Here is a 13917-nt window from a genome sequence, read left to right as displayed (position 1 = left end):
CGCGAGTCAGGTGTCTCAGCGCGTCAGCGGATGCAGCTGCTCCGACCGCTCGACGGCCACGGTGTCGCCGATCGATGCGAGCCAATTCGCGAGCAGACGGTAGCCGCCGTGCGTGAGCACGCTCTCGGGATGGAACTGCACGCCGTCGATCGGCAGATCCCGGTGCGTGATGCCCATGACGGTGCCGCTCTCGGTGCGCGCGGTCACGACCAGATCCGACGGCAGGTCTGCCTCGGCGAGGGCGAGCGAGTGGTACCGTCCGACGTCGAGCGGTGACGGGAGTCCCTCGAACAGTCCGATGCCGGCGTGCGTCACCGCCGAGACCATGCCGTGCATGAGCTCTGGCGCCTCGGTCACGGGCGTCCCGAGCGCCGCACCGATCGTCTGGAAGCCGAGGCACACGCCGAGCAGCGGCATCCGCTGTGCGGCGGCGATGTGCACCGCCTCGAGCGAGACGCCGGCGTCGGCAGGAGACCCGGGACCGGGGGAGAGCATCAGCGCGTCGAACGCCGGGAGCAACGAGGCGAGCGCTGCGGCGTCCACGGCATCCGACTCGATCATCGTGACGTCGGCGCCGAGCTCCTCGAGATAGCCGACCAGCGTGTGCACGAAGCTGTCGTGGTTGTCGACCACGAGCATGCGGGTCATTCGAGATCGACCTCACCAGGGGTGATGAGCGGGCTGACCCACGGGAACACGTAGTAGAACAGCGCGTACAGCACCGCGGAGGCGACGACGAGCACGATGAGCAGCCGGATCCACCAGGGTCCGGGCAGCAGGCGCCAGAGTGCGGCGTACATCAGTCTTCTCTCTCGTCGCAGGTCACGGGCTCGTCGTTCTCCACAAGCTACACCGACGGTGCGGCTGGTGGCGGCGGCGGATCGGTCAGCGCCTTCGGGGGCCCCTCGGCACGCGGCTGGAAGCTCTCGAAGACGCCGTAGGCCACGATGCGTTCGGCGAGCGAGTACAGGGGCGAGCACGCCGTGAGCGTGATGTAGCTCTCGCCGGTCTCGACGCCCGGCAGCTGCGGCACGTCGGCGAGCACGTCGGTCTGCGTCGGCTTGACGTACTCGAGCGTGCGGAAGCGATAGGTGAACCAGCCGTCCGGCGTCTCGACGACGATCGCATCGTTGAGCTGCAGCTTGTCGAGCTGGTTGAACGGCTTGCCCCACGTGGTGCGGTGCCCCGCCATCGCGAAGTTGCCCGGCTCCCCCGGCATCTTCGAGTTCGTGTAGACGCCGATGCCGAGATTGTCGAGCGTACGGGCGCGGCTGGTCCCGCCGTAGATGCCGAAGTTGTAGTCGGCGCCGAACCGCGGGATGTGCATCTGGCCGAGGTTCTCGGTGTCGGCCGGCACCTTGGGGATCACCGGCGCGTAGACGGTCTCACCGCTGTCGGTCTCGACCAGTGGCGGAAGCTCAGGCGTCGGGCCCTGCGCCCACTCGGCCGAGACCTGCGCGCCTTCCTCGTTCTTCTGCGCGGCGATGATGATGTCGCCGATCCACATCTGCCATGCGACGAACAGCAGCACGAGCACACCGGCGGTGAGCAGCAGTTCACCGAGGACGCTCGCGAACGTCGCCCTGGATCGTGGCCGGGTGCGGTGCGGGCGTCGCCCCCCAGGCGCGACGGATGCAGTCATGGGCGCGATCCTACCGCGCACCGCTGAACGGATGCAGCAGACGCATGCATCCCGCATCGAAGTCCGACAGATCTCGTGGGTAGACTGTCGGCATGGCCCGAGACCACAAGAACGAAGAACCCGCTGTCGAGCGCGCGGAAGGCGAGGCGGCGCCCAACGCCGTCTGGTTCAAGCCGGTGATGGTCGGCTTCATGCTGCTCGGCCTGGTGTGGATCCTCGTGTTCTACATCTCCGGCATGCAGTTCCCGATCCCCGGCCTCGACAACTGGAACCTCGCGATCGGTCTGGGCATCGCCCTCATCGGCTTCCTGATGACCACTCGCTGGCGCTGACCAGCTCCCCGCACTTCCAAAAGGCCCCTCGTAACGCGAGGGGCCTTTTCGCATCCCCAGAGTTATCCACAGCTCTGTCCACAGCCTGGGGAGAATTACACCGGTGTTATTCACAGGGGTGCAAAACCCTGTTAACAACCTCTGATCAGGAGAGAATGATCAGCGGGGGTACGAAGGCGACGACGACGATCAACAGGACGACGGTCGCCGCGAACAGAATGATCTGCCAGATCCGCTGCTCCGGCCGCTTCGTGCGGGTGAGGATCAGCGCGAGCAGCGCACCGACGATCGCACCGCCGAGGTGCGCCTGCCAGGCGATGCCGCCGACGAAGAAGCCGAAGGCGAAGTTCACGCCGAGGATCACGAGCAGGCCGGTGACGTTCGCACCGATGTGGCGCCCGATGATCAGCAGCGACGCCATCAGGCCGAAGATCGCGCCGGAGGCTCCGACCGTGGCAGTGCTCGGCGCGAGGACGGCGACCATGACCGAGCCGCCGAGGCCGCTGATCAGATAGAGCGCCAGGAAGCGCGCCCTGCCGAGCATCGGCTCGAGACTCTGCCCCAGCATCCACAGTGCGAGCATGTTCAGCGCGAGGTGGATGAAGCTGCCGTGCACGAACATGGCCGTGAGCAGACGCCACGGCTCGAAGGGGTACAGCGACAGACTCGGATACAGATAGCCGGCAGCGAAGAGCAGCTGCGACGTGATCGCGTCGCCGAGACCTGGGATGAGCTGCAGCAGTCCGATGAAGGAGGTCACCGCGAGCAGCGCATAGGTGACGATCGGCTTGCCACTGCGGGTCGCCGCGATCGTCGAACCGCCGCCCCAGCGCCGCGCAGCGCGCTTCTGCGCCGGCGTCCGGTTCTGGCGTTCGGCCTTCATGCATTCGGGGCAGATGACCCCGACGGGAGCCGGTGTCTGGCATTCGCCGCAGATGGTGCGCATGCAGCGTTGGCAGAGCACGAAGCTCTGCCGATCCGGATGCCGGTAACAGAAGTTCTCGCGATTGCTCGCGAACTCAGGAGTGGTCATCCGGATCGGCGGAAACGGGTGTCAGGCCGCGACGATGTCGATCGACTGCAGCACGACCGGCTCGATCGGACGGTCACCGGCAGCCGTGGGGACGGCGCCGAGTGCGTCGACGACGGCGCGGGATGCGTCATCCGCGACCTCACCGAAGATCGTGTGCTTGCCCTGCAGCCACGGGGTCGGGTCGGTGGTGATGAAGAACTGCGAGCCGTTGGTGCCCTCTGCCTTGCCGGTGATGGCGTTGCGGCGCAGGCCGGCGTTCGCCATCGCGAGGATGTACGGCTTGTTGAAGTCGAGCTCGGCGTTGATCTCGTCGTCGAAGTTGTAGCCGGGGCCGCCGACGCCCTGTCCGAGCGGGTCGCCGCCCTGGATCATGAAGTTCGGGATGATGCGGTGGAAGATGACGTCCTTGTAGAGCGCGCCCTCGCCCGGCTTGCCGGTGGCGGGGTCGGTCCACTCCTGGGTGCCGTCGGCGAGGCCGACGAAGTTCTTGACCGTCTTCGGGGCGTGGTCGCCGAAGAGGTTGATGACGATGTCACCGTGGTTGGTGTGCAGGGTTGCGACGTGGGAAGCGTGAGGCATGTTTCCATCATCTCAGAGCTTCTGCTGTGTGCGCCCTGGATCTCACGCACTTCACGGCAGATGTCAAGGGGTGAGCGATTCCCTCCCCCCATACAGACTCGTCTGGCAAGATGGGGAACCCGTACTCCAACCGACAGGAGAGCATCGTGAGCCTCAGCCGTAAGCGGAAGAAGCAACTGCGTCGTCTGCAGAAGGAAGCAAACCAGCTCTGGGAGTCCCAGCAGGTCGTCGTCGGCCACGCTGCAGACGTCGCCCGTGAGGCGAGCCGTCAGCTCGGCGACCTCGGTCGCGAGCAGGTGCTGCCCGTCGTGCAGGACACCTACAACCGCCGCGTCGCCCCGGTCGTCGACCGTGGTGTGAAGCTCGGCCGCCACGTCGTCGACGACAAGGTCGTCCCGATCGTGGGCGGTGTCGTCGGCAGTGCCCTCACGGCATGGGACGTCGCGAACGCCAAGCGTCACGGCGTCGCAGCCCCGGCTCCGCGCGGTGCCTTCGGCAAGAAGAAGAAGAGCGTCGGACTCGGCTCCGTCGTCGCGATCATCCTCGGTGCCGCAGCCGCCGCCGGCGTGCTGTACGCCGCATGGCAGGCGCTTCGTGCCGACGATGAGCTGTGGGTCGCTGACGACCCGCTCAACGCACCTGACGCGTGACCTCGTCTGATCTCCCCTCCGCCGCTTCGGGTGCCGGAGGGGATCAGCATGCCCGGGTGCGGGATGCAGCCGCCGCGCGCGGCCTGACCATCGACATCCAGGAGCGCCCTGCGGCGAACAGTCTGTTCGAGGCCGCTGAGCGGCTCGGCATCGCACCTTCCGGCATCGTGAAGACTCTCGTGGTCAAGCGCCCTTCGACTAGCTCAGGGACCCATCTGGAGTATCTGTTCGCGCTCGTGCCCGGTGGTCGATCCATCTCGTGGCCGAAGCTGCGAGCGGTGGTCGGCGTGAACAAGCTGCGCCTGCCGGAGCCGGAGCTCGCCCTCGCGGCGACGGGGTACGAGCGCGGCACCATCGTCCCGATCGGCAGCACCACGGACTGGCCGGTCTACGCGGACGAGTCGATCGTCGGTCAGCGGATCGCGATGGGAGCAGGCGCTCACGGATACAGCCTGTTCGTCGACGCCGACGATCTGATCGCGGCCTACGGTGCCGTCGTGGCCGACATCTCGGTGCCGGAGCAGCCGCGGGACTGACGCGGTGCACGGGTGGGTGGCCGAGCGTGGCGGAGCCACGCGCGACTAGAGCAGTCCGGCCATCCGCAGGGAGATGTCGACGAGCTTGACGCGCTGCAGCGCGGCCACGGATTTCAGCGGGAACCATTCGGCCCTGTCGGTGGAACCGTCGGTCTCGAACTGCAGCTTTCCGCCGGTGACCTCTGCCCGGTAGACGATGCGCAGGGTGTGCAGCGGCTCGGATGACTTCTGCACGCGCCGCGTCGCCGGGATCACGCGGGAGTGGATGCCGAGGAGCTGGCCGACCTTGACCGTGTACCCGGTCTCCTCGCGGAGTTCACGGCGCACGGCATCCTCGGGCGACTCTCCCGGCTCGAGTCCGCCGCCCGGCATGGTCCAGGCCACCCGGCGTCCCTCGATCCAGCGCGCGAGCAGCAGTCGGCCGTCGTCATCGGTGACGACCGCGTATGCCGCGACGCGCATATCCATGCGTCACACACTATCCGGCACTGGAGACGACACGGACCGTGTGTCAGACCCGCGCGCAGAGCGCGACCACCACGGAGGATGGCCTGGACCTTCCGCGCGCCGAGCACGATCATGGACGCATGACGTTCGACGTGCACGATGGCCCGCGCGTCGACGAACGCAGCGAGACGCCGACCGTGGGCATCCGCGTCGTCACCCCGTTCCGCGGCATGCTGGGCACCAGGGACCGCCTGCTTGCCGAGCTCGTCTCCTGGCTCGACGGGCGCGGCATCGAGCCCGACGGTCCGTTCTTCCTCAGGCTGCACGTGATCGACATGGCAGGCGACATGGATATCGAGGTCGGCGCGCTCGGCGTCGACGACCCGGGCGACGATCGAGTGCGACCCGGCTCGCAGCCGTCCGGAGACTATGCGGTCCTGGCGTACCGGGGGAGTTCGATGCAGGCGAATCGGATGCTGCTGGCGTGGCCCGAGGGAATCGGCCGGGAGTTCGATGCCGATCCGGAGAGCGCCGCCTGGGCCGGTCGCTTCGAGATCTACCGGACCGATCCGCGCACCGAGCGCCGCAAGACCACCTGGCTGGTGGAACTCGCGTTCCGCCTCCGTACCGAGTGAGCGAATCGATCACGAATCGAGAAGCCACACGGGGCCTGCGGTCCCTACGCTGAATCCATCACCCGCCATCCGTCGAGAGGAACCGTCATGGCCGAGGACACGAAGAACTTCACCGCTGAGGAACGCGAGGCCATGCAGGCCGCCGCCAAGGAAGCCAAGGCGAAGCGCTCGCGAGCGAAGAAGTCGCCGGAGGAGCAGCGCGCCGAAGGCGAGGCAGACCTCAAGGCAGCGATCGAGAAGCTGTCGGACGCGAACGACAAGAAGCTCGCGACGAGTCTGCACGAGCTGGTCATGGAAGTGGCCCCCGACCTCATGCCGCGCACGTACTACGGGATGCCCGGATGGGGGAAGGACGGCAAGGTGCTGTGCTTCTTCCAGCCGGCGAGCAAGTTCAAGGTGCGGTACGGCACCTTCGGCTTCGAGCCGATCTCGAACCTCGACGACGGCACGATGTGGCCGACCGCGTACGCGCTGCTGGAGTTGACATCTGCGAACCGGAAGCTGCTCTCGGAGCGGATTCGTCTCGCCGTCAGCTGAAGTGACCCGTCCCGCCTGGAAGGGCGGAGACAGCGGCGGTACCGCGCAGTAGCGTGGCTTCCGTGAGCACTCTGCCCTTCCCCGCATCCGTGTACGCCGATCGTCTCGACCGCGCCGCTGCCCTCGCGGCAGATGCCGGCCTCGACGCGATCATCGTCGGGCCCGGCCCAGATCTGCAGTACCTCGCCGGCGTCGAGGGGGACACGATCGAGCGACTGACCGCGCTCGTGATCGGGCCCGGCATGGCGCCGACCGTGGTCGTTCCCCGGATGGAGCTCGCGAAAGTGCGCACGACCGCTGTCGGCGCGCTCGAGCTGCAGCTCTCGGACTGGGTCGACGGCGAGAATCCCTACGACCTGGTCGCCGCTGCCGTCGGCGAGGTCGCTCGCGTCGGCGTCTCCGATGCGCTGCCCGCACTGCACGTGGTGCCGCTCGGCGAGCGCCTCGGCGTGCGGCTCGAGCTCGCCACCCCGGTGCTGCGTGAGAGCCGCATGATCAAGGATGCCGAGGAGATCGTCGAGCTCCGTCGTGCCGGCTCGGCCATCGACGCGGTGCACCGCCGAGTGGCGGAGTGGCTGCGCGCCGGACGGACCGAGCGCGAGGTCGCCGCGGACATCGCCGAGGCCATCGTGGCCGAGGGGCACCGCACTGTCGAGTTCGTGATCGTCGGCTCAGGGCCAAACGGCGCCGATCCGCATCACGAGGTCTCCGACCGGGTGATCGAGCAGGGCGACATCGTCGTGGTCGACATCGGGGGAGCGGTGCCGAGCGGGTACAACTCCGACAGCACCCGCACCTACGTCGTCGGCGAACCCGCACCGGAGGCAGCCGAGCGCATCGCGGTGCTCGTGCGCGCGCAGCAGGCGGCGGTCGATGCCGCTCGGCCAGGCGTCACGGCATCCGAGGTGGATGCCGCGGCTCGCGAGGTCCTGACCGAGGCCGGTCTGGGGGAGGCGTTCCTGCACCGCACCGGACACGGCATCGGCGTCTCGGTGCACGAGGAGCCCTACATCGCGCCGGGCAACGACCTGGTGCTGCGCGAGGGCATGGCCTTCAGTATCGAGCCGGGCATCTACTTCCCCGGCTCCTGGGGTGCACGCATCGAGGACATCGTGGTGCTGACGGCCGATGGCTGCGAGCGTCTGAACCTCGCCCCGCACGCGCTGACCTCCGTCTGACTCGACGCTCCCTGCGGGGACGCTTCGACAAGCTCAGCGACCCAGTCGTGAGTTCCTGCTGCCCCGTTCTGGGTCCCTGCTGCCGATCTGGGTCCCTGAGCCTGTCGAAGGGCCAGAAGGACCGCTGACACGAACCACCCCTCCCGAGCGAGCGGGAGGGGCGGTTCGTGCGGAGGCCTGCGGGGGTCAGGACTCCACGCGGCGCCGGCGGATGACGAGCACACCACCGGCTGCGAGCAGCGCCAGGAACAGCGCGATGAGGGTGAGGGGGATCGCCCCGCCCGTTCCGGCGAGGCCGTCGCCACCGGTACCGGCCGCGGCGGTCACCTGGAGGGCACCCGAGGCACTCAGGCCCGAGTCGGCACCTTCCGCGATCAGCGTGTGCGCGCCGACCGGAGCGGATGCCGGCACCGTCACCGTCGCCTTGAAGGCGCCGGTTCCGTCTGCCGTGATCTCCGCGAGCCGGATGGGGTCGGAGTGGAGCGTGATCGTGACGACCTCGCCTGCCCCGAAACCACGACCCGTGACCTCGAGCGAACCGCCCTGCACCACACTCTTCGCACCGAGCACGAGCTCGGCCTCGAGCACGGGGGTCGCCCGCACGTCGAGCGTGAGCGGTGCCGACTCGGAGCCGCTGTACGCCTCCGGGTCGGATGGCACGAACCGGGCGACGTAGGTGTGCTCGCCCGACGTCGCGATCAGCACCTCGGCCGATGCGCTGCCGGCGGTCACGGTGGCCGAGCCGACCACCGTCTCGCCTTCCACGAACTCGACCGAGCCCGCGGCATCCGCCGGCGTGACCGTCGCGTTCAGTGCGATCGTCTCGCCGGCGACCGGGTCATCCGACCCTGCCGTCAGCGTGACCGAAGTGCTCTTCGGTGCGGTGGTCTCGGGACTGACCCTGAGCGACGCCCTCGCTTCGACGTTCGAGACGTCGCCGAGTGCCACCACGGGGTGATCGCCGTCGACTGCGTCGTCCGGCACGACGATGTCGCCGCGGATCCCGCCGTCGTCGCCGGCCTTCACGACCCTCGGCTCCTCGTCGTCGATGCGGATCGAGACGTTCTCGCCCGGCGCGAAGCCGGTGCCGGTGATCTCGACCGTGTCACCGGGGCGAGCCTGCTCCGGTGCCGCGATCTGCGGGTCGTAGGCGGGCACCGGTGCCTCGACGGTGATCTCGAGCGCGGCATCCGCCGACTGCACACCGTCGTCGGCTGTGATCGTGACCGTGTAGGTGCCGGCCTTCGCGTAGGTGTGGCCCGCGGAGACGGCACCCTCCTTCACGTCGACCATGGCGACAGGGGATCCGTCCCCCCAGTTCACGACCGCAGTCGCGTCTCCAGCGCCGCCGGTGACCGTGGCGAGGGTGGCGTCGAACGCCTGTCCCGCGATCTGGTCGTCGACCGTGCCGGCCTCGACACCCAGGGGCGCAGCCGCCGCGCGGTCGCCGTCGGAGGCGATCGCGAAGATGTGCACGCGTCCGTCGTTCAGCGAACCGGCCTCCTTCGGCATCGTCAACGATTCCAGCACCTTCGGGGCGCCGGTGTCGTCGACATCCAGCGTGATCGGAACCGTGGCGTAGATCGCCGTGTTCTTCACGCTCGACTCGGCACCGGTTCCGGAGAGTCGTCCTTCGGAGATCGTCAGCACGGTGTTGCCCTTGTAGGGGCTGCCGGACGCTCCGACCCAGTCGCCGAGGCTGATCGTCACGGTCTGCGTCGAGCCGTCGGTGAAGTGCAGCACGGCCTGCGAGTCGCGGTTGCTCTCGGTCGCGGTTCCGATGAACGAGAGCTGCGTCGCACCGTCGCCGAGCGAGAACCGCACGGTCTGGCCCTCGCCGGTGATGTTGTCGGGCTGACCAGCCGGGATCGCCGGGAGGTCGTACGTCAGCTCGGATCCGGGGATCGTCAGGGTCTCACCCTGCACGAAGCCGTCGGCGTTGATCTTGTCACGGAAGTAGCCGTGGCCCTGCGAGTCGCAGTTGGCCGCGGTCACCCCGAGGTCGCCGATGCAGACGTTGTTGAATGCGCCGACCAAGGTCTCGTCGCGGAAGACCGTCACGGTTGCCGTGGCCTGGGCCACCGCTCCGCTCGAGTCGCGCACCGTGACGACTGCCGAGTACGTGCCCGGTGCCGCGAAGGTGTGCGGAGCGCTCACCTTCCAGCCGCCCAGATCGTCGCGGCTCAGCTTCACGTCGGTCGCGGGAACTCCGTCGCCGTAGTCGACCGTGACGGTGTAGCCGGCGGCATCCGTCTCGGTCCCGACGATGGTGGCCAGCTGGCCTGCGAACTCGGTGTCGACCTGCACCCGCTGCGGGGCCCCGGCCGAGATCGCGAGTCCGTCGGCGGCGGATGCCGAGGCGAACAGCTCGAGCTCCGACAGCGACAGCGCATCGCTCGACGACGTCAGCGTCAGCTTCACGCTGGTGTACCCGTCGGCTGTGTCGGTCGAGAACGGCCGCGTCTGGGTGTCCCAGGCGAACGACTCGCCGTCGCGGCTGTCGATCTCGGTCCAGGTGGTGCCGTCGATCGAGCCCTCCAGCTTCCAGCTCGACGGGGCATCGCCCTTGGTCGCGCTCGTCAGCGTGTACTGCCCGATCGAGACGGGTCCGGACTGCGAGGTCCACACCAGCTCGGCGGACTTGCCCGCGAACGTCACCTTCGAGTTCATGTTGTCGTCGACCAGCGAGCCGACCGGCGTGCCGTCGGTCGCCGTGAGCGTGCCGCGGCCCGCCTTCGTCGCATCCACCAGTGTGGTCGGCACGTCGAGCTGCTCGCCGAGGTCCTTGGCGCCCCACGTGGAGGCAGTGTCGCTCATCGTGAAGTCGAGCGTTCCACCCGTGCGCACCAGGTCGCCGTCGAAGGTGGTCTCCGAGATCGGCTGGCCGTTGATGCTGACGCCGGCGACGTAGTCCTTGCCCGCGGAAGCACCAGGTGCGTTGATCACGAGATCCTTGCCGCCCATCGAGAGCGTCGCGCTGTCGAACAGCGGCGTGCCGATCGTGTAGTTCCCCGAACCGACCTCGAGCGGGTAGAACCCGAGTGCCGAGAAGACGTACCAGGCCGAGAACTCGCCGTTGTCCTCGTCGCCCGGGTAGCCCTGGCCGATGTCGGAGCCCACGAAGAGGCGGTCCTGGATGTCGCGGATCAGCTCCTGCGCCCCAGAGGGGTCGCCTGCCTCGGCGAGCACATAGGGGATGTGATGCGCGATCTGGTTCGACATGCCGAGCATGCCGAGTCGCACGTCACGCGCCTCCCGAGCCTCGTGGATGCCGGAGTAGTCGGCCTTCTCGCGGACGGTGAGGAACTCGTGCAGCTCGTCGACCAGGCCCTGGCGACCGCCGTACAGCGCGGCGAGTCCATCGACGTCGTGCGGGGCGTGGAACGCGAAGGTCCAGGCGCTCGCCTCGGTGAAGGCACCGCCCCAGGCCTTCTTGTCGAAGTCGGCACCGGCGGTCCAGCTGCCGTCCGCGTTGCGCGAGGTGAACGTGCCGGCTTCGGGGTTGTACATCTCGACGTAGTGCTCGGCACGTGCCTCGAAGTAGGTCGCCTCCTCCTTGAGCTGTGCGACGCGCTCCGCCGGGGTGTTCGGGTCCTCGGACAGCGCCTTCGCCATCTCGGCGATGCCGAAGTCGTTGATGTAGCCCTCGAGACCCCACGATGCGCTCTCGTGCGTCGTCGCCTCGGTGTACCCGAGGAAGATCGACTGCCCGAGGCCCTTGCGGCCGACGGCGTTGGATGCCGGGAGCACGGTGGCGTTCTTGACCGCCGCGTCATAGGCCTCGAGTGCGGTGTCGGTGCTGAGGGATCCTGCGAGGTACGCCTCGGCGAACGCGACGTCGGAGCTGGTGCCGGTCATCAGGTCGGCATAGCCGGGCGACGACCACCGGGCGATCCAGCCGCCGTCTCGCGCCTGCTGCACGAAGCCGTCGACGAGCTCTTCCGTCACCTCGGGGTACAGCATCGAGTACAGCGGCCAGGCCGTGCGATACGTATCCCAGAAGCCGTTGTTCACGTAGATCTTGCCGTCGACGATCTTGGCGTTGGTCTGGGTATCGCTCGCCGATCCGCTCGTGGCCGAGACGGGGCTGGCGTATTTGTAGTCAGGGTCGTCGGTGCTGCCCGTGTTCTCGAACTGCGAGTTCGGGTAGAGGTTCAGGCGGTACAGGCTCGAGTACAGCGTCACCAGCTGCGTGTCGCTCGCGCCCTTGACGTCGTGCACGACGCCGAGTCGGTCATTCCACGCGTCACGGACGGCGGCGTGCGCCTGGTCGAACGAGACGCCCTCGAGCTCGAAGGAGTGATTCTTCTTCGCCTGGTCCTGCGAGATGAACGAGGACGACAGCCGCAGCTCGACCGTGCGGTCGCCGGTGGTGTCGAACGCCGCATAGCGAGCGGTGCTGTTGCGGTCGCCCCGGGTGGTCGCGCCGGATGCGGTCGGCTGACGGTCGAACGTGCCGTACACGAACATGCGGGTGCGGCCGGGCCATCCGGATCCGCCGTCGACCCAGCCGGAGACGGTGTCGCCGGAGATCGTCAGCTTCGAGGAGTTCACGAGCTGGTCGATGAGCACGGAGCTCGCGTCACCGGTGAACTCGAAGCGGTAGATCGCGCCGTGGTCGGTCGCGGTGACCTCGGTGTTGATGCCGTTGTCGAACTCGACGCCGTAGATGTCGGGGCGCGCGGTCTCGTTCTCATGGTGGAACGTGAGCTTGCGGTCGTTCAGCGACGACGTGGGGTTGGCGTTCGCTGCCGGCAGCACCGCGATCTGGTTGCGGTCACCCATCCAGATGCTCGGCTGGTGCGAGAAGCCGATGCCGTTCAGCGCCGGCAGGTTCTGCGCCGTGTTCGCGCGCTGGTACTGGTAGATCGTGCCCACGTTGTCGGCGTTCGTCATCGGGGTGATGAAGTTGAAGCCGTTCGGCCACGCGGTCGCCGGCAGGTTGTTGCCGCGCGAGAAGCCGCCGGTGGAGTTCGTGCCACGACGGGTGTCGACGTACGAGACGAGTCCGTCAGAGGTGTCGAGCGCTTCGGCCGCGCCGATCTCGACATCGTCGAGCCACCCGCTGAAGGCCGTGGCGCCGGTGGGCACCTCGACGCCCTGCACATCGGTGCCCGGGTGGTCGTAGGTGAAGAGGATGTCGTCGACCGTGCGTCCGGCGAACTGGCCGAGGTCGACCGTCACCTTGTTCCACTGGTTGGGCCACAGCACGTTCGCCTGACCCTGCTGGCGCGCGTTGGCGCCGTATCCGTAGGAGTCGACGGCGCCGCTCGCTGCGAGGGTCGTGCCGTCGTCGAAGGTCAGGTCGACCGCGACGAAGGTGGCGGCGTAGGTCTGCTCGCCGTCGAGCACGGGGAAGACGAGGTAGGAGAGCTGGCTGTCGCCCTCGACCGCGATGTCGACGCCGTCGTAGAGCACGCTCGTCGAGGAGGCGGGTCCGGCATCGAGGTGACGGCCGGTGTACTGCAGGGCCTTCGTGCCGGTGAAGCCGACGCCGGTCTTGGCGGTGTCGGAGCTGGTGGGTCCGTTGCCGATCTGCAGCTTCAGGTCGGCGGGCTCCGGCGTCGCACCATCGACGGCGATCGGCTCCCAGCCGGCGAGCTGCACGATGTTCTTGCTCGGGGTCCTGGTGGCGAGCACGTCGAGGCGGTAGGAGGTGTACTCGGCGCTCGGTGTCGCGAGGGTGAAGCTGCGGGTCTCGCCGCGGCCCGAGAAGAGCTCGCCGCTGCGCTCATCGACGGTCACCCAGTCGGTGCCGTTGTTCGAGCCCTGCACCCGGAAGTCCTTGGGGTCGCGATCGGGCTCATCGTTGCCTGACGTCAGCGTGTAGCGCACCATTGGCTGCGGCTGCGCGAGCTGGTACTGCACCCACGCCGTGTTCGTGAAGGCGAGCCACTTCGACGAAGCGTTGCCGTCGGCGACGAAGGCAGCGGCCTCGTTCGGGGTGTTCTCGGCGGATGCCGTCACACCGGTCACACCGGAGAGCACGCTGCCCGGGGCGAACTGGCTGCCGGTGACGTTGACGGCATCACCGGTTCCGGCGAGCACCGGGGCGGTGTCTGCTGCCTCGAACGACGACCCGAAGGTCGTGGTCCCGGGGGCGGCAGTCGCCGACATGGGTGTCAGCATGGCCAGGCTCACGGTCACGGCGACGCCGGCGGCTGCCCACGATCGTCGGGCAGGTCGTGCGTTCCTCGGGCTGGGGACCCTCATGATTGCTCCTCAAACTCCACTGCAGTGTGTCGTTCGTCTGTCGCGGGCATCCTCCGGCACCGCGAGACGATATGACATCGCTGTCATATGCTGAGGACGCTATCACAGAGCGGCGGCGCGGTGGAAGGTGCATCG

13 protein-coding genes are annotated in these 13917 nt (G+C 68.1%); 6 read left to right on the top strand and 7 right to left on the bottom strand.

Annotated features, from left to right (window positions below; translation table 11 throughout):
• Positions 1-15 precede the first annotated feature (15 nt).
• Genes V7Z82_RS10930 through V7Z82_RS10920 form a run of 3 tightly spaced genes read right to left on the bottom strand, consistent with a single transcriptional unit; the run spans position 16 to position 1642 of the window.
• Positions 16-648 (bottom strand): anthranilate synthase component II, encoded by a 633-nt coding sequence (locus tag V7Z82_RS10930; protein ID WP_334151366.1) that lies wholly within the window; start codon positions 646-648, stop codon positions 16-18.
• A complete protein-coding gene (locus V7Z82_RS10925) occupies positions 645-800 on the bottom strand; it encodes a hypothetical protein (protein ID WP_334151363.1) in 156 nt (51 codons plus the stop codon). Before V7Z82_RS10925 ends, V7Z82_RS10930 begins: the two co-directional genes overlap by 4 nt.
• A gap of 47 nt (positions 801-847) precedes the next feature.
• The gene (locus tag V7Z82_RS10920) at positions 848-1642 is read right to left on the bottom strand and encodes a class E sortase (RefSeq protein WP_334151362.1); all 795 of its coding nucleotides are present in this window, start codon (positions 1640-1642) and stop codon (positions 848-850) included.
• Between the two features lie 92 nt (positions 1643-1734).
• Between V7Z82_RS10920 and V7Z82_RS10915 the strand changes: the two genes are divergently transcribed.
• Positions 1735-1974: a cell division protein CrgA gene (locus V7Z82_RS10915; RefSeq protein ID WP_334151360.1), complete on the top strand. Its 240-nt coding sequence runs from the start codon at positions 1735-1737 to the stop codon at positions 1972-1974.
• Positions 1975-2119: 145 nt separating this feature from the next.
• Here the strand turns inward: V7Z82_RS10915 and V7Z82_RS10910 are convergent, their stop codons facing one another.
• Positions 2120-3007, bottom strand: a complete 888-nt coding sequence (locus V7Z82_RS10910) for a rhomboid family intramembrane serine protease (protein WP_334151358.1) — start codon at positions 3005-3007, stop codon at positions 2120-2122.
• Between the two features lie 21 nt (positions 3008-3028).
• The gene (locus tag V7Z82_RS10905) at positions 3029-3586 is read right to left on the bottom strand and encodes a peptidylprolyl isomerase (protein ID WP_045278569.1); all 558 of its coding nucleotides are present in this window, start codon (positions 3584-3586) and stop codon (positions 3029-3031) included.
• Positions 3587-3732: 146 nt separating this feature from the next.
• Between V7Z82_RS10905 and V7Z82_RS10900 the strand changes: the two genes are divergently transcribed.
• Together V7Z82_RS10900 and V7Z82_RS10895 are read left to right on the top strand one after the other, a co-directional pair.
• The gene (locus V7Z82_RS10900) at positions 3733-4236 is read left to right on the top strand and encodes a DNA helicase (protein ID WP_334151353.1); all 504 of its coding nucleotides are present in this window, start codon (positions 3733-3735) and stop codon (positions 4234-4236) included.
• Between the two features lie 56 nt (positions 4237-4292).
• Complete coding sequence (locus V7Z82_RS10895) at positions 4293-4772, top strand: aminoacyl-tRNA deacylase (RefSeq protein ID WP_334151351.1); 480 nt, start codon at positions 4293-4295, stop codon at positions 4770-4772.
• Between the two features lie 45 nt (positions 4773-4817).
• Here V7Z82_RS10895 and V7Z82_RS10890 read toward each other — a convergent pair whose 3' ends face one another.
• A complete protein-coding gene (locus V7Z82_RS10890; protein WP_334151349.1) occupies positions 4818-5240 on the bottom strand; it encodes an NUDIX hydrolase in 423 nt (140 codons plus the stop codon).
• 119 nt (positions 5241-5359) lie between these two features.
• On the opposite strand from V7Z82_RS10890, the gene V7Z82_RS10885 reads away from it, so the two are divergent.
• From V7Z82_RS10885 to V7Z82_RS10875, 3 genes are all read left to right on the top strand, one after another.
• The gene (locus V7Z82_RS10885; protein ID WP_334151346.1) at positions 5360-5854 is read left to right on the top strand and encodes a GyrI-like domain-containing protein; all 495 of its coding nucleotides are present in this window, start codon (positions 5360-5362) and stop codon (positions 5852-5854) included.
• An 87-nt stretch (positions 5855-5941) separates the two neighbouring features.
• Entirely contained in the window at positions 5942-6391 is a 450-nt protein-coding gene (locus V7Z82_RS10880) for a hypothetical protein (RefSeq protein ID WP_334151343.1), read from the top strand.
• A 62-nt stretch (positions 6392-6453) separates the two neighbouring features.
• The gene (locus tag V7Z82_RS10875; RefSeq protein ID WP_334151341.1) at positions 6454-7569 is read left to right on the top strand and encodes a M24 family metallopeptidase; all 1116 of its coding nucleotides are present in this window, start codon (positions 6454-6456) and stop codon (positions 7567-7569) included.
• A gap of 186 nt (positions 7570-7755) precedes the next feature.
• Here the strand turns inward: V7Z82_RS10875 and V7Z82_RS10870 are convergent, their stop codons facing one another.
• A complete protein-coding gene (locus tag V7Z82_RS10870; RefSeq protein ID WP_334151338.1) occupies positions 7756-13782 on the bottom strand; it encodes a GH92 family glycosyl hydrolase in 6027 nt (2008 codons plus the stop codon).
• Positions 13783-13917 lie beyond the last annotated feature (135 nt).

The organism is Microbacterium sp., assembly GCF_036823965.1.
GTDB lineage: Bacteria > Actinomycetota > Actinomycetes > Actinomycetales > Microbacteriaceae > Microbacterium.
Note: the sequence above shows the minus strand (reverse complement) of the source record. Positions and strands in the feature narration are given on the sequence as shown.

Bases quoted from the DNA above. Each gene is read 5' to 3' on its own strand.
- V7Z82_RS10930 (WP_334151366.1), bottom strand. From the start codon at position 648: ATGACCCGCATGCTCGTGGTCGACAACCACGACAGCTTCGTGCACACG.
- V7Z82_RS10925 (WP_334151363.1), bottom strand. From the start codon at position 800: ATGTACGCCGCACTCTGGCGCCTGCTGCCCGGACCCTGGTGGATCCGG.
- V7Z82_RS10920 (WP_334151362.1), bottom strand. From the start codon at position 1,642: ATGACTGCATCCGTCGCGCCTGGGGGGCGACGCCCGCACCGCACCCGG.
- V7Z82_RS10915 (WP_334151360.1), top strand. From the start codon at position 1,735: ATGGCCCGAGACCACAAGAACGAAGAACCCGCTGTCGAGCGCGCGGAA.
- V7Z82_RS10910 (WP_334151358.1), bottom strand. From the start codon at position 3,007: ATGACCACTCCTGAGTTCGCGAGCAATCGCGAGAACTTCTGTTACCGG.
- V7Z82_RS10905 (WP_045278569.1), bottom strand. From the start codon at position 3,586: ATGCCTCACGCTTCCCACGTCGCAACCCTGCACACCAACCACGGTGAC.
- V7Z82_RS10890 (WP_334151349.1), bottom strand. From the start codon at position 5,240: ATGGATATGCGCGTCGCGGCATACGCGGTCGTCACCGATGACGACGGC.
- V7Z82_RS10885 (WP_334151346.1), top strand. From the start codon at position 5,360: ATGACGTTCGACGTGCACGATGGCCCGCGCGTCGACGAACGCAGCGAG.
- V7Z82_RS10880 (WP_334151343.1), top strand. From the start codon at position 5,942: ATGGCCGAGGACACGAAGAACTTCACCGCTGAGGAACGCGAGGCCATG.
- V7Z82_RS10870 (WP_334151338.1), bottom strand. From the start codon at position 13,782: ATGAGGGTCCCCAGCCCGAGGAACGCACGACCTGCCCGACGATCGTGG.